The 15766-nt window shown below is 69.8% G+C and carries 16 protein-coding genes; 9 read left to right on the top strand and 7 right to left on the bottom strand.

All coding sequences use genetic code 11. From position 1 onward, the window contains the following. Window positions 1–6 precede the first annotated feature (6 nt). Window positions 7–213, bottom strand: coding sequence for a DUF3606 domain-containing protein (locus ASF57_RS15370; protein WP_056484871.1), 207 nt, complete (start codon window positions 211–213; stop codon window positions 7–9). Between the two features lie 165 nt (window positions 214–378). Here ASF57_RS15370 and motA point away from each other — a divergent pair, with 165 nt between their 5' ends. The 8 genes from motA to ASF57_RS15410 all read left to right on the top strand — a co-directional run bounded on the left by motA (window position 379) and on the right by ASF57_RS15410 (window position 6618). Beyond that, entirely contained in the window at window positions 379–1251 is an 873-nt protein-coding gene (motA, locus tag ASF57_RS15375; RefSeq protein ID WP_056181344.1) for a flagellar motor stator protein MotA, read from the top strand. Window positions 1252–1253: 2 nt separating this feature from the next. Continuing rightward, complete coding sequence (locus tag ASF57_RS15380; protein ID WP_056181346.1) at window positions 1254–2186, top strand: FliM/FliN family flagellar motor switch protein; 933 nt, start codon at window positions 1254–1256, stop codon at window positions 2184–2186. Further along, window positions 2170–2547, top strand: a complete 378-nt coding sequence (locus ASF57_RS15385) for a hypothetical protein (RefSeq protein ID WP_244476962.1) — start codon at window positions 2170–2172, stop codon at window positions 2545–2547. Before ASF57_RS15380 ends, ASF57_RS15385 begins: the two co-directional genes overlap by 17 nt. A 104-nt stretch (window positions 2548–2651) precedes the next feature. Then, window positions 2652–3029, top strand: a complete 378-nt coding sequence (gene fliN / locus ASF57_RS15390; RefSeq protein WP_056181936.1) for a flagellar motor switch protein FliN — start codon at window positions 2652–2654, stop codon at window positions 3027–3029. Window positions 3030–3040: 11 nt separating this feature from the next. Continuing rightward, window positions 3041–4078: a flagellar motor switch protein FliG gene (locus ASF57_RS15395; protein ID WP_056181348.1), complete on the top strand. Its 1038-nt coding sequence runs from the start codon at window positions 3041–3043 to the stop codon at window positions 4076–4078. Window positions 4079–4105: 27 nt separating this feature from the next. After that, entirely contained in the window at window positions 4106–5167 is a 1062-nt protein-coding gene (gene flhB, locus ASF57_RS15400) for a flagellar biosynthesis protein FlhB (protein WP_056484874.1), read from the top strand. Continuing rightward, a complete protein-coding gene (locus ASF57_RS15405) occupies window positions 5167–5691 on the top strand; it encodes a hypothetical protein (protein ID WP_244476963.1) in 525 nt (174 codons plus the stop codon). The genes flhB and ASF57_RS15405 overlap by 1 nt, the downstream gene beginning before the upstream one ends. 243 nt (window positions 5692–5934) lie before the next feature. Next, window positions 5935–6618, top strand: a complete 684-nt coding sequence (locus ASF57_RS15410) for a response regulator transcription factor (protein ID WP_056484876.1) — start codon at window positions 5935–5937, stop codon at window positions 6616–6618. 6 nt (window positions 6619–6624) lie between these two features. On the opposite strand, the gene ASF57_RS15415 is transcribed toward ASF57_RS15410, so the two are convergent. Genes ASF57_RS15415 through fliF form a run of 6 tightly spaced genes read right to left on the bottom strand, consistent with a single transcriptional unit; the run spans window position 6625 to window position 14126 of the window. Next, the gene (locus tag ASF57_RS15415; protein WP_082504025.1) at window positions 6625–7230 is read right to left on the bottom strand and encodes a transglycosylase SLT domain-containing protein; all 606 of its coding nucleotides are present in this window, start codon (window positions 7228–7230) and stop codon (window positions 6625–6627) included. Continuing rightward, a complete protein-coding gene (locus tag ASF57_RS15420) occupies window positions 7184–8974 on the bottom strand; it encodes a flagellar hook-length control protein FliK (protein ID WP_056484879.1) in 1791 nt (596 codons plus the stop codon). The genes ASF57_RS15415 and ASF57_RS15420 overlap by 47 nt, the downstream gene beginning before the upstream one ends. Next, window positions 8971–10356: a chemotaxis protein MotC gene (locus ASF57_RS15425; RefSeq protein WP_056484881.1), complete on the bottom strand. Its 1386-nt coding sequence runs from the start codon at window positions 10354–10356 to the stop codon at window positions 8971–8973. The genes ASF57_RS15420 and ASF57_RS15425 overlap by 4 nt, the downstream gene beginning before the upstream one ends. Beyond that, window positions 10353–11750: a MotB family protein gene (locus tag ASF57_RS15430; protein WP_056484883.1), complete on the bottom strand. Its 1398-nt coding sequence runs from the start codon at window positions 11748–11750 to the stop codon at window positions 10353–10355. The genes ASF57_RS15425 and ASF57_RS15430 overlap by 4 nt, the downstream gene beginning before the upstream one ends. A gap of 4 nt (window positions 11751–11754) precedes the next feature. Then, the gene (locus tag ASF57_RS15435) at window positions 11755–12429 is read right to left on the bottom strand and encodes a hypothetical protein (RefSeq protein WP_056484885.1); all 675 of its coding nucleotides are present in this window, start codon (window positions 12427–12429) and stop codon (window positions 11755–11757) included. Next, window positions 12429–14126, bottom strand: coding sequence for a flagellar basal-body MS-ring/collar protein FliF (gene fliF, locus ASF57_RS15440; RefSeq protein ID WP_056484887.1), 1698 nt, complete (start codon window positions 14124–14126; stop codon window positions 12429–12431). The genes ASF57_RS15435 and fliF overlap by 1 nt, the downstream gene beginning before the upstream one ends. A gap of 612 nt (window positions 14127–14738) precedes the next feature. On the opposite strand from fliF, the gene ASF57_RS15445 reads away from it, so the two are divergent. After that, window positions 14739–15608: a hypothetical protein gene (locus ASF57_RS15445; RefSeq protein ID WP_056484889.1), complete on the top strand. Its 870-nt coding sequence runs from the start codon at window positions 14739–14741 to the stop codon at window positions 15606–15608. Window positions 15609–15766 lie beyond the last annotated feature (158 nt).

A 15766-nucleotide genomic window follows, 5' to 3' on the forward strand; every position in this document is an offset into this window, starting at 1 on the left:
TCGCCCTTACACGATGCCGCTGCCCTCGAACGGCCAGGGCCGCCCGAGCTGCGCGGCGACGGCCTGGGGATCGTGCCCCACCGCCGCGACGGCCGCCTCGACCTCCTCGCGCGGCACCTCGAAGCGGCGGGCCCAATAGGCCAGGGTCCAGGGCTCCGAGACGTTGACGGTGGCGGGCTCGTGGTCGTTGTCGGGCGTGGCCGTGCTGCTCATCGGGCGGTCTCGCTTCGGTTGCTCTGCGCAGCGTCAACGCGCGGCGCCGCGCGCGGTCCCACCCGAACCCGGCGTTTCGGGGGAGAAACGATCCAGCCCCACGCAAGCCATCCTGGTTAGGTCCGCTCCATCGGATTTTTCCATCCCCAGCGGAGGCGTCGAGCCTTGGGCGTTCTGATCGGCCTCGTCATCGCAATCGGCTGCATGCTCGGCGGCTTCGTCGCCATGGGCGGCCATCTGGTCGTGCTCTGGCAGCCCTGGGAATTCGTCATCATCGGCGGGATGGGGGCCGGCACCTTCGTGATGGCCAACCCGATGAAGACGGTGGTCGACTCGGGCAAGGCCAGCCTCGATGCGCTGACCGGCAAGGTGCCGAAGCGCAAGGATTACCTCGCGCTGCTGGGCCTCCTGCACGCTCTGATGCGCGAGCTGAAGGCCAAGCCCCGCAACGAGGTCGAGCCCCACCTCGACGACCCGGCCAATTCCGAGATCTTCAAGGCCTACCCGGACATCGCCAAGAACGCCGACCTCGTGCTGTTCATCTGCGACTATGCCCGTCTCATCCTGATCGGCAACGCCCGCGCGCACGAGATCGAGGCGCTGATGGAGGAGGAGATCAGCGGCTACCGCAAGGATCGCCTCAAGCCCTACGGCGCGGTCACCACCGTGGCCGAGGCGATGCCGGCGCTGGGCATCGTGGCGGCGGTGCTCGGCATCGTGAAGGCGATGGGCGCCCTCGATCAGTCGCCCCAGATCCTCGGCGGCCTCATCGGCGCGGCGCTGGTGGGCACCTTCTTCGGCGTGTTCATGTCCTACGGCGTGCTCGGCCCCTTCGCCATCAAGATCAAGATCATCCGCGAGAAGCAGAACCACGTCTACGTCATCGTCAAGCAGAGCCTGATCGCCTACATGAGCGGGGCCGTGCCGCAGATCGCCGTCGAGCATGGCCGCAAGGGCATCGCCCTGAGCGACCGGCCCACCATCGACGAGGTCGAGAACGCCACCGTCAACGGCGGCGCGCAGAGGGAGGCCGCCTGAGCATGAACGTCCCCACCGGGAACGCCGCCGAGGTCCGTGCCCGCCTGATCGAAGCGGGCGGGCTCTCCCTCGACCGCATGCCGATGCTGCACGTGGTGTTCGACCGGCTCACCTCGGGCTGCTCGGACAACCTCAAGCCCCTCGTCTCATCGCCGGTCTACTTCTCCTTCAGCGGCGTCACCAGCGGCCGCTTCGGCGAGATGCTCGACGCCTACGAGAACAACGCGATCGCGGGCATCTTCCACGCCCCCGAATGGGACAGCCACATCCTGGTCGGCCTCGACCGCGACTTCCTCTTCACCCTGGTGGAGGCTCTGTTCGGTGCGGATGGGGCCGAGCCGCCGGTGGAGGACGAGCGCCCGTTCTCCAGCCTCGAGATCCGCCTCGCCCAGACCATCCTGGAGCAGGTCGGCAAGGCCCTCGAATCGTCGTTCGCCCTCGTCTCGATGACGCCGTTCCGGTTGGAGCGCACCGAGACCCGGATGGAGTTCGCGGTGATCGGCGGGCGCAACAACAAGGCCGTCGAGGCCAAGTTCTCGGTTCAGGCGCTCAATCGCGGCGGCGAGATGTTCCTGATCCTGCCCCAGTCGGTGATCAACCCGATGCGGCCGGCCCTCGCCAAGGTGCTGACCGGCGACTCGGCCGCCCGCGACCCGAAATGGACGCAGCAGATCGCCGCCGAGGTGCAGAAGGCGGAGGTCACCCTGCGGGCGGTGCTCGAGGAGCGCACGCTCACGCTCGGCGAGATCGCGGACCTCAAGGTCGGCCAGGTCATCGGCCTCGACGCGACGCCGTCGACGCGGGTGAAGCTCGAGGGCAACGACCGGGCGCTGTTCTGGTGCCACATGGGCCAGGCGCAGGGCTCCTACGTGCTGCGCGTCGACGAAGCCATCACGCAGGACCAGGAGGGCGTGCCCCATGACCCCGTGGGTTGATACCATTCTGCTCCTCGCCCTCATGGCGACGAGCGCCTGCGTGGTGCCGATGTACCTCAAGCTGAAGCGCCTCGACCGGACGCAGGCCGAATACGGCCGCATCCTGACGCAGTCCGGTCAGGCCCTGGCCCAGGCGGGCGAGGCGGTGCGCAACTTCAGCACCGAGGGTCGCGAGATCCTCGAAGCGCTCGACCAGCGCATCGGCGAAGCGCGCCAGACCCTGGCCGAGCTGGAGGCCAGCCGTCGCGAGATCGCGGGTCGCGAAGGACCAAGTGGCGAAGGACCGGATCGCGAAGGACCGGGCCGCGAAGGACCGGGCCGCGATGTGGCGGCCACAGGTCGGCACCAACTGACCGCCTGACGCCGATCCGCTTGCGTGCGGACCGACTTTCCCCGATCCTTATCCCTTCCGCACCCGGCCGGCCTCCTGTCCGGCCTTCGATTGCAGCCCCTGACGAGCGGATGATGAGCAACAGCCCCTTCGACGATGCGGACATCGCCGCCGCCGGCACCGCCCCGGTGTTCCCCAGCGTGTCGGTCGACGTGCCGGACGGGAACGACGCGCGGATCGGCGACGGCCGCAACCTCGATTCGATCCTGCGCATCCCCGTGCTGATCCAGGTCGTGCTGGGCTCCGCCACCATGCCGGTGGCCAACCTGATGAAGCTCGGGCGCGGCGCCATCGTGCCCCTCGACCACCGGGTCGGCGAACCCGTCGACGTCACCGTCAACGGTCGGGTCGTGGCGCGCGGCGAGATCGTCGTGGTCGAGGAGGACAATTCCCGCTTCGGCGTCTCCCTGACCGAGATCGTCGGCCCGGCCGACGCCGGCCAGAACGGCTGAGGACGAAGACCGTGGCGAGCGTGCCGATCCCCCAACGGGCCCCGGGCGCCCATCGGCCCCTCAACCCGGTGGACGAGGTCGCGGCCCTGCTCCTGGCCATGGGCAAGCCCGCGGCCGGGCGCCTGCTGAAATATTTCGAGCCGGACGAGATCCGCCGCATCACCCGCTCGGCGACGCAGCTCGGCACGGTCAGCGCGCATCAGCTCGACGACATCGTCGAGATGTTCTCGCACGAGTTTTCCGCCGACGGCCGTCTGATCGGCACCGCGTCCGAGGTGGAGAAACTGCTCACCGGCCTGATGCCCGCCGATCAGGTGGCCGCCATCCTGGCCGATGTCCGGGGCGATGCCGACCGCTCGGTCTGGGAACGCATGGCGGCGGTCTCCGAGGGCGTGATCGCGAGCTACCTCGTCAAGGAGCATCCGCAGACGGCGGCCCTCATCCTGTCGCGCCTCAAGCCCGCAGCGGCCGCGAAGGTGATGGCCCATCTGCCCCAGCCCACCCGCAACACGGTGATGCGGCGGATGCTGAGCTTCAAGCCGGTCTGCGACGAGGTGATCGCCACCATCGAGCGCGCCCTGAACGAGGACCTGCTCGCCAACGGGGCCCGCAATGCGGGGGCGGACACCCACGCCAAGATGGCCGACATCATCAACAAGATGGAGCGCACCCAGATCGACGAGGTGCTGTCCAGCCTGTCCGAATCGCGGCCGAAATCCGTCGAGATCCTCAAGGGCCTGCTCTTCACCTTCGACGACATCGTCAAGCTGGCGCCGCGCGCCCGCACCACCCTGTTCGACGCGGTGCCCAACGATCGCCTCGTCCTGGCCCTGAAGGGCACCGATGCCGAGTTCCGCGGCGTCATCCTGAGTGCGCTCTCCGCCCGCGTCCGCCGCATGGTCGAGCACGAATTGAACGGCGGCGAGCCGGCGGCCCAGAAGGACGTGACCGAGGCGCGCCGCAGCATCACCGATCTCGCCCTGGAGATGGCCGGGCGCGGCGAACTCGAAATCAACGCCGAGGGCGAGGTCGAGACCCTCGTCCGCTAGGGCGAGCGGTCCCGACCCGGTCATGCGATGTCCGACGACGACAAGGAGAGCAAGACCGAGGCGGCGACCGAGCGCAAGATCCGCGAGGCGGTCGAGAAGGGCAACGTCCCATTCTCGCGCGAGGCGCCGATCTTCGCCTCGATTCTCGGGCTGCTCATCGCCCTCAGCTTCGGTCTCCGCGAGTCCCTCACGCCCCTGATCCAGGCGCTGGCTCCGTTCCTCGACCACCCCCGCGACTTCGCCCTCGAGAACAACCAGGACGTAGCGCGCCTCCTCGAGGCCACCGCCCTGGCGGCGGCGCGCTTCCTGGTGCCGATCGTACTGGTCATCGGCGGCTGCGGCCTCGTCTCGGCGCTGATCCAGAACGTGCCGAGCCTCGTCCTCGAACGCATCCGCCCGCAATGGTCCAGGGTGTCGCCGATGGCCGGCTGGGGACGGATCTTCGGAAAGGCGGGTCAGGCCGAATTCCTGAAATCGGTCCTTAAATTTTTAAGTGTCAGTCTCATTGCCCTGCTGCTCCTGCGCTCGGAGGGCGGCAAAGTCGTGAGTGCCATGTTCGCCGACCCGAGCCAGATCCCGGATCTCATCCTGACGGTGTCGATCCGGCTCATTTCGGTCGTGTGCATCGCCACGATCGTCATCGTGGCCGCCGACCTGGTCTGGTCGCGGATGCGCTGGCAGCGCTCGCTCCGGATGTCGAAGCAGGATCTGAAGGACGAGCACAAGCAGACGGAGGGCGATCCGCTGGTGAAGAGCCGGCTGCGCTCGCTGGCGCAGGATCGCTCGCGCAAGCGCATGCTCGCCAACGTCAAACAGGCCACCGTGGTGATCGCCAACCCGACGCACTACGCCATCGCGCTGCGCTATGCCCGCGACGAGCAGCCCGCGCCCCTCGTGCTGGCCAAGGGCAAGGACCTCGTCGCCCTGCGCATCCGAGAAATCGCCGAGGCGAACGGCATCGCGGTGGTGGAAGACAAGCCTCTCGCAAGGTCCCTGTACGACAGTGTCGAGGTGGACCAGATGATTCCCGCGGAGTTCTACAGCGCAGTGGCTCAGATCCTGTTCTTCCTGTTCTCGAAGGCGCGCTGATGACCGAAACGTCGTTTTCCGCCGAAGCCTCGCCCTGGCACGAGCCGGACGTGCTCGCCGATGCCGAGCGCGTCTTCGCCACCGCGATCCGCGACTTCATCGCCGAACTCTGCCTGCTCGACGGCGGCATCCTGATCGGATGGGTTCAGGCTGCGCGACACGGCAACATCGCCGACCTCGTCGCCTCCTCGGCCGAACCGTTCTTCAAGGAAGCGACGATCGCCTATGCGGACGGCGCCGACGTGCAGTTCGACTGGGGCCGCTCCCTCACCGTCGTGCTCGACATGGAATTCGTCACCGAACCCGTGACCGTCTTCTTCAAGCTGATCCTCGACGGGGTCTATGTCGGCGTCGCCATCCAGCGCATCCTCGCGGACCGGGACATCCGCGCCGACCAGGACATTCACGCCGACCAGGACATCCGCGCCAAAAAGGACATCCGCGCCAAAAAGGAACTCGGCTTCTGCCTCGCCGAATTCAAGGCGGCCCTGGAGGATGCCAGGCTGGTGCGCGCGGCGGCGTGATGCGGCACGATCTCGGGCGCGGCAATTTGGTATGCCAAAGCGGTTCGATCACGTTCGCGTGTGCTCATTAAGCCATTGACGGCGCGGCCGATGCTCGACATTGCTAAATAATAGCCGAATCGAACCGCCCTGCTTTGTCTCCGCCTACATTGACTAAGCGCCGGCGGAACTTTCAGTTGTCTTGCCTATGCGCGTTGACACGTTCGCCTGTGATTGACGCGCACGGTGACCCGGAGACTGTCAATGTACGTCCTGGTCGATGAGCGGCCATCAGTAAATTCCGGATACAAGGCCAGCTTCGATCGCGAAGGCATCTCCTCCCTCGGGCTCGATCCGCAGGAATTCACGCACTGGTTCCAGTCCTCATCGCCGGTCGACCGGGAGGCGATCCAGGGCTTCCTGCTCGGGGATTTCGAGGGCCGGGCGCGCTGCGCCGGTCTGATCCGGAAGATGTCGCGCGCCCCGATCATCGCGCTGAGCGATGTGCGCTCGCTCGACCAGACCCTCCAGCTGTTCGAGGCCGGCATCGACGACGTGCTGCCGAAGCCCGTCCACATCCGCGAGATCCTGGCGCGTTCGGAGGCGATCTGGCGCCGCGTCAATGCCGAGACCCAGCCGGTCCGGGAAACGACGCCCGAGGCCGCGCGCCTGAAGGTGCATTTCGATGGCCGCGACCCGGAGGTCGACGGCGCGGTGCTGCCCCTGCCGCGCCGGGAACGGCACATCCTCGAATGCCTGGTGCGCCATCGCGGCCGCCGCATGACGAAGGCGCAGATCTACAACATCGTCTACGGCGTCTACAGCAACGGCGTCGAGGAAAGCGTCATCGAGGGCCACGTCAGCAAGCTGCGCAAGAAGCTCAGCCAGCGCCTCGGCTACGATCCGATCGAAGCCAAGCGCTTCATGGGCTACACCTTCGTCGGCTGATCTCCCTCACTGGCAGAAGCTGCGCGCCCCCGGGGTCCAGGCTCCGAAGCCGGTGGCGATCATGTTGGCGATGACCCGGCAGACATACTGCTTCTGCGCCGGGTTGTTGTTCGGCCCGGCATGGTAGCGCGCCACCGCCAGGGTCCAGCTGCCCTCGCGCGCCTTCAACTGCTTCAGGAACAGGGTGGCGTACTCGACGTTCTGGCGCGGATCGATCATCGCCTCCAGGCTCGCGAATTTTTCGCGGTGGTAGTGATGGTTGATCTGCATGCAGCCGAGATCGACGAGCTTGATCCCGCCGGCCCGGGCCTGGGCGAGCTGGCTCATCACGTCGGCGGCGCTGGTCCCGAAATAGGCCCGCCCCTGGATGTTCATGGCGTAGGGCTGCAGCGAGCCGCGCCTGCCGCTCTCGGTCAGGCCCACCGCGTAGAGCACGCCGAGCGGTACCCCGTGCCGGGCCGAGGCGCCCGCCATCTCGCGCTCGCAGATATTGGCCGAGGCGGGCAGCGCGGCGGCCTTGGCCGGCGCCGGCGGCGCGCTGTTGGCGACCGCCGCGCCCGGAAGGCTAGAGGTAAACGCCGCTGCGATCAGGGCTGCTCGAAACGCTCTCATGCATCCGCTCTCGGGAATCGTGGGAGGCCGCACCGGACTCGTCCGGGGCACGCCGGCCCGACTGGTCGGGCGTCGCACGGCCGTGGTTCGCGCCGGACTCGCCCTGCGCCGGGAAGCCTTGTGCGCCCTGTCCCTGTTGCGAGCCTGGATTGGCCGACCCGTCGCCCTGCGGGCTGGCCGGCAGGATGGTGACCGTCACGGCCTCGGAACGATATCCGGCCTGACGCAGGAGGTCGTTCAGGACCGCACCGCCCTCGCGCAGGAGACGCGCCGTGTCCTCACGACCAGCCTGCAGGCTCAGCGCGAGCTGACCGTCGCGCAGCCGCATCCGCACCAGGACGGTGCCGAGATCCGCCGGGTGCAGTTGCAGCGTCAGGAGCCTCAAAGGCCCCTCCCCCTGGGCTGCGCCGGGAAGCACAGGCGGGCCGGGTGGAAGCGCCGCCACGACGGCGGCAGCGACCTGCTGCGCGGGGGCGGCCGCGGGGCCGGGCAAGGCCCCGGTTACAAGGCCGGGATCGGCGATTCCCGGCAGGGACGGAGCCGGGCTCGGCGCGGACGGGATGGCGGCGTCGCCAGCCCCGGAGGCGACCGCCGGCGCGATCCGCCACCCGGCATCCGCCATCGTCCGGGCGAGGCCGGCGGACTGGACCGGCCCACCGCTGGACGGCAGCGGACCGCGCAGCGCGGAGGCGACGCCGAGATCCGGCGTCCGCGCGGCCGCGCCGGCTCCCCGAGTTTCGCCGGGGCCGGTTTGGGCATCCGCCCGCGCCTCGGCATCCGGGGATGCGGCCCCGAGCCCGGCCGGGGGGCCGGAGGGCGCGCCCGGGAGCGGAGACTCGTTCGCGCCGGCACTCTGCGCGCGCGCCGCCGCCAGCCGCGCCGGATCGGCCAGGGCTGCGGCCACCGCTCGGTCCGGGTCCTGAACCGGGCTCGCCGAGCCCGAATGAGCCGCAGCCGCGACCGGCGCACCGCCCGGAGGTGACACGGACGGGGATGCGGGCATCGCCGCGGCATCGAGCAGACCGGCGGCCTCATGCGCCAGAGATGCCGCATCGGGCGGGCCGAAGGCCGGGGTTCCGGCGATGATCGCCTGGCTGCCCGTCCCGGCTCCCGATGGAGAGGTGCCGGGCAGGAGGTTCGGGCGAACCGGGGCGAAGTGGGTTTCGCGCTGGAGTACCGTGACGCGGGTGCGCGCCTCGGCCGTTCCGGCCGCGGCCTCCATCCCCGGTGCCCCGATGGCGAGGCTGGCGTCCGACCCGGCCGCCAGAGCCACGCCGTCAACCTGCACGGCCGCCGAGGCAACGCCCTGGCCCGGCAGGGCGCGGGCCACCAGCGTTTCCAGCGTTTCTTGAGGCAGGTCGTGCGGTCTCGGTGCCGGCGTCCCGCCGGACGGCATCAGGAGGGCGAGGAGGGCCATCGGGCCGGAGCCCTCGCCGGGTGACGGCGCCTGTGCGTCGGCGGACGCCGGATGGCCCTCCGCCTCCGCCGTCTTGTCCTCCCGCGATGCTGTCTCGCCGTCCCGCGACGCTGTCTTGTCGTCGATGCCGGCGGCGTCCTCCCCGCGCTTCCCGCGCTCGGCCTTCGGCGGAACGGTGTCGCCCGGGGCTCGCGCACCGTGCAGGGCTCCGAGCACGGTCCCGAAGGCGTCGGCGCCGGGCTCCGGCGTCTCGTATCCGGTTGAGCGGGACCCCGCCGGATCGGTGAGGGGTCGGGAACCGGGATAAGTGGCACCGAGCGCGTTCATCGCTCACTCCTCCGCATGATCTCGTCGACGCGCCCGAGCGCGCCCTGCGCCCGCGCGATGGCGGGGGCGACGGGCAGAACCCGGGCGCCCGTCGGCTCCGCTGCGGCCGGAATCGGCGCCGGGGCCGGCGCTGGGGCCGGGGCCGGGGCCGGGGCCGGGGCCGGGACAAGGGCCGGGGCAACGACATTCGCCCGGATTCCGCGCGCGGTCGACAGGGCCGCATCGAGCAGGTCGCGGTCGGCGGGCTCCAGCAGGGTGCGATCGGTCATCCGCAGAGTCTCGATCGATTCCTCGAAGCGCCCGTCCACCACGACGAGGGCCGCCGCCCGGTAGAGGCGCGCCCGCATGGCATCGACCGAGCCGGGCTCGGTCAGGGTGACGCCGCGCTCGGCGGCGAAGACCGCCGTCCCGCCCTTGCCCTGGTCGAGGGCCGCGCGGGCGACGAGGAGGTAGAGTTCGCGCCGTCCCTCGACCTCGATCTCGTCGAGCATGGCCTGGAGGCGCCCGAACCGGGTGTCGTCGCCGGTGAAGTCGAGCCGGGTGAGCGCGGCGGCGAAGCGCTGGCGGAAATTGCCGGCATAGACCGAGTGGCGGAAGCGGCGCAGATACTGGATCGCCAGGGTCTCGAACTTGGACAGGTCGTTGGCCTGGGCGAGGACGAAGATCTCGCGGCGCAGGGCCCCCTCCTCCACCAGCGTACCGGGCGCCAGCAGACGCGCCAGGTCGAGCAGGCGGACCGATTGGGTCGGATCATCGCGCACGACGAGCGCGGATTGGGCCAGGGCGAGCTGGCCACCGAGGCTGACCGGCACCGATTGCGGGTCGATCTTGACCAGCAGGGCCCGGGCCTCCTTCTCGCGCCCCTCCAGATAGGCGAGCGCCCCGAGGACCAGGGGCGTTTCGGCCTCCGGCAGCTTGCCCGAGGCGACGAGGTGGCGCAGCACCGTCGGCCCACCGCCGCCCAGAGCGAAGCTGACGGCCGCATTCAGGGCGGCGGAGTCGGTCCAGACCTCGGGTTCGAGGGCGAGCATGCGCGATTCCGCCAGCGCCAGAAGGGCGCGCTGGCCCTGATGCGCCTGGGCCGAGCCCTGGGCGATGCGGTCCTGCAGCAATTGCAGGGTCCGAACGAGTTCGACCGGGACCGGGCGCGGCTTGACCGGCAGCGGCTCGATCGGCGCGGCCGCGGCGGCGCCACTTCCGTGATCGCCGATAGGAGAGCTTGCCGGGGCGTTTGTCGCTCCCCCCGCAGGGGAACTTCCGTGGCCGCCCATCGGGGAACTTCCATGAGCATCGGCCGCTCCGGCCGGTGCGGCGAGCATCGCACCGGCGACGAAAAGGCCGCCGGCGAGCCACGCCCGGCGCAATCCGGCGCCCGCCCTCATTCGGGGCGCGCCCGCAGCAGGATCTCGATGCGCCGGTTCTCGGCGGCCTTCGGGTCGGCGCCGTTGCGCGGCTGCCGGTCGGCATAGCCCTCGATGCGCTCGAGGCGGGCATCGGCGACGCCGCCGCGCACCAGCATGTAGGAGGCCATCTGGGCGCGGGCCGAGGACAGGCGCCAGTTGTCGTAGACCTCCGAGCGGAACGGCCGCGCATCGGTGTGGCCGCGCACGATGATCCGCCCGGGACGGTCCTTGAGGATGCGGGCGACCTGCTCCAGGGCGCGCACCACCTTGGCCTGCGGCTCGGCCGACCCGACGCTGAACATGCTGAAATTGACCTCGTCGGTGAGGCTGATGAGGATGCCCTCGCCGGTCCGCCGAACCTCGGTCCGGGGTGCCGGAGCGCCCCCTTGCGACGGCAGGACCTTGGCGATCTCCGCCTTGATCTCGGCCATCGCGGCGGTCTCGGCCGCGTCGGCCGCCTGCTTGGCATCCCGAAGAATCTTCTCCGCCGCTTCCGCAGCCACCTTCGCTTCGGACGCCTTCGCTTCGGACGCCTTCACCTCGGACGTCTTCACTTCGGAGGCTTTGGACTCCGACGAGGGCTTGGAATCCGGCACGGCCTTGCCGTCCTTCGGACCCGCGACCGGATCGGGTTTGCCCAACATCGCCAGGACCTTGGAATCCGTCTCGCCGGGCAGGGCCGACGCGACCCGGATCGGCGCCGGCTTCGGGCCGGGGGCCGCCCCGCGGGCATCGGGCAGACTGTCCTGGCGCAGGGGCGTCACCGTCGCGGTGGAGCCGGCCTGCTCGGTCCGGGTCTTGGCCAGCGGCGCGACCTGCCAGTAGAGCGGGTCGAACGGATCGCGCGCGGCCTCGCCGCCCTTGATCCCGGGCTCGCCGGTCTCGATGGCGACCGCGTCGGCGGAGGCGGTCTCGGGGCCGGACTCGATCTCGGCGGCGAGCTTGGCCAGCACCGCGTAGGGGTCCTGGAACAGGGCCGCCTCGCGCGCCCGGGTGCCCGGCGCGGCGGAAGCGCCCTTGCCGTCGCTCTTCCCATCACTTTTGCCCCCGGTCTTGCCCTCCGTGCTGCCCTCGCCCGTGCCTCCGTCCGGCTTGCCCTCCTCGGGGGTCGGCTCTCCGGGCTTGTTCTGGGGATCGCGCAGGCCGCGGCGGTCGAAGCTGGAATCGGCGAGCTTCACCGGGTTGAAGTATTCGGCGATGGCGGATTTCGTCTCCTTGGTGGTGGAGCCGATCAGCCAGAGCACCAGGAACAGCGCCATCATGGCGGTCATGAAGTCGGCCAGCGCGATCTTCCAGGCGCCGCCGTGATGGCCCTCTTCCTCGCCGCCCCGGCGCCGGATGATGATGATCTCCTGGAGCTTGTCGTCCGCCATGGCGTCAGGCTCCCCCGACCGCGGCGGTCATGAGGCGGCCCCAGGCGCCGAGCTGGGTCTCGATCACGGTCTGGTCGGCCTGGACCGACACGTCGGCGGCATCCGACGGCACGAAGGCGACGGAGGCCTCGAAGGGGCCGAGCTTGCCCGCCACCGCCTCGAGGAGGTCGGCCGGGCCGCTCACCCGGACGGGCGCGCGCACGTCGCCGAGGATGCGGGCGAGGCTCCGGGCGAGTTCGTCGATGGCCTGGCGCCGCAGCGCCTCGGTCAGCACCGGCACCAGCAGATGGCCGACGCGGTCGGTCAGACCGGCCCCGAGCGTTTGGAGGGCCTCGGCGAAGCCGGCCGCGAGGCGGTCGCCCTCGTCGGCGCACCAAGCCTGGCGCATCTCGACGAGGCGGGCGTCGTAATCGGCCTGCAGGCAGGCGAGGACCGAGGCGGTCTCGGCCGCCGCCTCGGCCCGGCCGAGGTCGCGCCCGCGCGCCAGGCCCCTGGCCTCGGCATCGCGCAGCAGGGCCTCGCGGTCCTCGGGCGGGGCCGCCGGCTTGCGCAGCAGAGCCGCGAGGCCGTCGACGGGCCGGAGTGCCGGGGCGGCGGGCGGCCGGGCCGCCGGGGCGGTGCGCGCCGGCGCCACGGCGTCGGAGAAGTCTGGCAGGAAGCGGGCGATCGCGGCGGCCATCACGCGGCCTCACGCAGGAGCCAGCGCTTCAGGATCTCGGCGGCCTGGGCCTCGTCGGCTTCGATCATCTGCTCGAGTCTCTTCTGCGGCGAGCGGTTCAGCTTGTCGGCGAGGTCTTCGATCATGGCGCCGACCGGGTTCGAGGCGGGAGCCGCGAGGCTCGCCACGGCGGCCGAACCCGTGGCCGGCTGGGCGCCGGGTCCCGCCAGCGCGGCGTTCGGCGCGGCATCCGCCAGGGCCTGGATCTCGGCGGCGGCGGCGAGCGCCCGCGCCTCCTCCTGCTGTGCGGCGGGGATCTCCAGGATCGCCCGCATGGCCGGGCGCAGCCCGAACCAGATCAGCAGGCCGGCCACGAGCAGAATGGTGCCGGCGTTGATCAGGGTCGCCGACTGGCGCATCAGCACGTCGGTGAGGCTCAGGGGCGCCACCGGCTCCAGCGGCTGCCCGTCATTGACGAAGCCGACGGCCGCGACCTTCACGTTGTCGCCGCGCTCCTTGTTGAAGCCGGCGGCCGAGCCGACGAGCTGCTCGATCTCGGCGACCTGGGCGTCGATGGCGGCCTTGCTGGCATCCGGCCCGGCCAGTGCCGTGAGGCGGGCGCGGTTGACCAGCACCGCCACCGAGATGTGCTTGATGTTGTAGCCGTCGCTCACCGTCTGGATCGTCTTCGAGGAGATCTCGTAGTTGGTGAGGTCCTCGCGCTTCTGGGTCTCGTTGCTGGCCGAGTCGTTGCCGTCCGAGCGGGCGCGCTGGTCCGGCAGGTTCGCCTGCGCGGTGGTCGGGCGCTGCGCGGCGTTGCGGTTCTGCGAGTTCTCGGTCTCGCGCACGGCGCGGGTGGAGCGCTCGACGCGCTGGTCGGGGTTGAAGATGGTCTCGTTCTGCACCGTCTTGTCGGTGTTCAGGCGCGCCGCGACGCTGACCTCGAAGTTACCGACACCGAGATAGGGGGTCAGCGTCCGGCGGATATTGTCCTGCACCTCGTGACCGATGGTTTTCTCCAGGGTCGCCATCTTGCCGGTGGGGACGGCGTTGGCGTCGTCGCCCGAGAGCAGCAGCGATCCGTCCGAGCCGATCACGGTGACGCGGTCGGGCTTCATGCCGGGCACCGCGGAGGCGACGAGGTGGCGGATCGACTGGGCGCCGCTGACGTCGTCGGCCGGTTCGGTGCGCACCACGACGGAGGCCGAGGGGGGCTGCTGGTCGCGGCGGAACGAGCCCCGGTCGGGCAGCACGATATGGACGCGGGCGGCCTTCACGCCCTTCATGCCCTGGATGGTGCGGGCGATCTCGCCCTCGAGGGCGCGCACCCGGGTCACCTCCTGCATGAACGAGGTCATGCCAAGGGAGCCGAGATCGTTGAACAGCTCGTAGCCGGATTTGGCGCTCTGCGGCAGGCCCTTCTCGGCCAGCAGCATGCGGGCCTGGGCGGTGTGCCCGTAGGCGACGAGCACCGCGGCGCCGTCGGCGCTGACGTCGAAGGGAATGTTGGCGTCTTTCAGGACGCTGCCGATGCGGCCGACATCCTCGCGGCTGAGGCCCGTATAGAGCGGCTCCTGGGCCGGGCGGCTCAGGTAATAGGCGCCGAGGCCGACGGCGAGGAACACCACCACGCCGATCAGCGACAGGGCGGCGATGCGCCGTCCGCCGAGCGCGAGGATGTTGTTCCAGAGCCGTTCGGCGTGCTGAAGACCGGACATTCGGTGGGCTGCTCCGCTTCGGATCCGCGATCCGATAGCGTCCTGTCGCCCGCCAGCCTTGCGCGGAGATTGCGTCGCGGAGATCGCGTCGCAGCGCCATCGGGGCCGTCCGAACCCGACCCGGACCGGCCATCGGTCCGGAATGCGGTGCGCTCACGCACATCGACGGCGCTGCGCTTCATCCCCGTCAGGTCATCGATATCTTTGTCATAGACATCCGACTCCATGCCCGGCTAACCTCTGCATCGCCGACACAAATCGCAAGGTTATGTGGCGATCAGAACCGAACTTTGACGACTGGAATACGATTTGAAAACGCATGATTTCATGTGCAAAGAGGGGGCTTTGCATATCATTGGTCGGCATAAGCCAAATCATAGGCTGAGATTTTCTCACAATATGGTCTGAATACAGCCGACGTTCAGCGGGATGTGCGCCATCGATATTCGGCGCCCGCCGCTTTCGTCAGGTATAGGCAAGATGATCAAGCCGGCTCTGCGCGATCTCGGATGTGTCGAGACAGAAACGATCCCTGGCAGATCGAGACCTCGTCCAGCACCTGCCGTCTATGTCGGCGCCCCCAGTCACGCGCAGGCGGCGGCCACGCCGGCGATGCCCCCGGCCCGTCAGGCCGCGCAGCTGGTTTCCCCGCTGATCCGACCCGGTCTGCTGGCGGATCGCTGGTTTGACACCGTATTCCGCCGCGTCTCGGAACGGCGAAGCGTCCGGGCGGCCCGCTTCGAGTACATCGAGCGCGGCTTCGGCGAGGATCTGATCGCCGAGATCGATCCGGCCCGGCTCAAGCGTCGCCTGATCGACGTTGTCTCGGACGGTCGCGACCACGTTCGCCTGTCGCACTGGTTCCTCGACGGAGCCGAGTGGACCTCGGCCCTCGTGCCTCTGGAACCCTCCGAAGTCCACCTGGAGATGGAGGCGATCTTTCAGCCGGAAGACCGCCTGCATCAGACGGTCGCGTACCAGCAGCTTCTCGCGGTCGCGGCGCTCGGGCGCCCCCAGATCCACAATGGCGTCCGTCTCGCGACGCCGGAACTGATCCGGGATTATTTCCAACATTACCGGACTCTGCGACAGAGCATCGAGCAGCACGGATTTCTGCCACGCCAGCACGTGTCGCGTGAGATCGCCGGCGCCTTCGCCAGCACCAGCGTACGGAGCGGCCGGGCCGAGCTGAAGGAACGCGAGGTCAGCGTCGCCATCGCGGCCGATGGCGAACTCGTCCGCATCGTCGGAGGGCACCATCGAACCGCCATCGCGCAGCGCCTGGGCCTGCGGCGCATGCCGGTGCAGATCCGCCTGGTGCACACCCAGTGGCTGGCCCAGCAGGTCCGTCGCACGCGCCTTGCGCCGGCAAAGGCGCTACGAGCCGGAATCCGAGACCTGAAACACGCGGTCTGGCTTCTGGCGGTGCTGTGTCAACGCTTCATCGATGAAGGCGGCGCGTCGGCTGCCGTAATCCTCTGAGGCCGCCGGCAGGGCCGGTCGATACCACCTCCGCCACGGGGCCGAGGGGCTGCGAGCCACGCCCTCGAATTTGTCAGGGATTCGTGGAAACCGGATGTCCCGACCCGACAAACGACGAAAGACACCAGAGTCCGGCTGGTTCGGAATGACCCGGACAG

Source organism: Methylobacterium sp. Leaf117 (genome assembly GCF_001422985.1).
Taxonomy (GTDB): domain Bacteria; phylum Pseudomonadota; class Alphaproteobacteria; order Rhizobiales; family Beijerinckiaceae; genus Methylobacterium.

What these genes read in the sequence shown, in the direction of transcription:
- ASF57_RS15370 (WP_056484871.1), bottom strand. Translation starts at nt 213, where the DNA reads ATGAGCAGCACGGCCACGCCCGACAACGACCACGAGCCCGCCACCGTC.
- ASF57_RS15380 (WP_056181346.1), top strand. Translation starts at nt 1,254, where the DNA reads ATGAACGTCCCCACCGGGAACGCCGCCGAGGTCCGTGCCCGCCTGATC.
- ASF57_RS15385 (WP_244476962.1), top strand. Translation starts at nt 2,170, where the DNA reads ATGACCCCGTGGGTTGATACCATTCTGCTCCTCGCCCTCATGGCGACG.
- fliN (WP_056181936.1), top strand. Translation starts at nt 2,652, where the DNA reads ATGAGCAACAGCCCCTTCGACGATGCGGACATCGCCGCCGCCGGCACC.
- flhB (WP_056484874.1), top strand. Translation starts at nt 4,106, where the DNA reads ATGTCCGACGACGACAAGGAGAGCAAGACCGAGGCGGCGACCGAGCGC.
- ASF57_RS15405 (WP_244476963.1), top strand. Translation starts at nt 5,167, where the DNA reads ATGACCGAAACGTCGTTTTCCGCCGAAGCCTCGCCCTGGCACGAGCCG.
- ASF57_RS15410 (WP_056484876.1), top strand. Translation starts at nt 5,935, where the DNA reads ATGTACGTCCTGGTCGATGAGCGGCCATCAGTAAATTCCGGATACAAG.
- ASF57_RS15415 (WP_082504025.1), bottom strand. Translation starts at nt 7,230, where the DNA reads ATGAGAGCGTTTCGAGCAGCCCTGATCGCAGCGGCGTTTACCTCTAGC.
- ASF57_RS15420 (WP_056484879.1), bottom strand. Translation starts at nt 8,974, where the DNA reads ATGAACGCGCTCGGTGCCACTTATCCCGGTTCCCGACCCCTCACCGAT.
- ASF57_RS15425 (WP_056484881.1), bottom strand. Translation starts at nt 10,356, where the DNA reads ATGAGGGCGGGCGCCGGATTGCGCCGGGCGTGGCTCGCCGGCGGCCTT.
- ASF57_RS15430 (WP_056484883.1), bottom strand. Translation starts at nt 11,750, where the DNA reads ATGGCGGACGACAAGCTCCAGGAGATCATCATCATCCGGCGCCGGGGC.
- ASF57_RS15435 (WP_056484885.1), bottom strand. Translation starts at nt 12,429, where the DNA reads ATGGCCGCCGCGATCGCCCGCTTCCTGCCAGACTTCTCCGACGCCGTG.
- fliF (WP_056484887.1), bottom strand. Translation starts at nt 14,126, where the DNA reads ATGTCCGGTCTTCAGCACGCCGAACGGCTCTGGAACAACATCCTCGCG.
- ASF57_RS15445 (WP_056484889.1), top strand. Translation starts at nt 14,739, where the DNA reads ATGCCCCCGGCCCGTCAGGCCGCGCAGCTGGTTTCCCCGCTGATCCGA.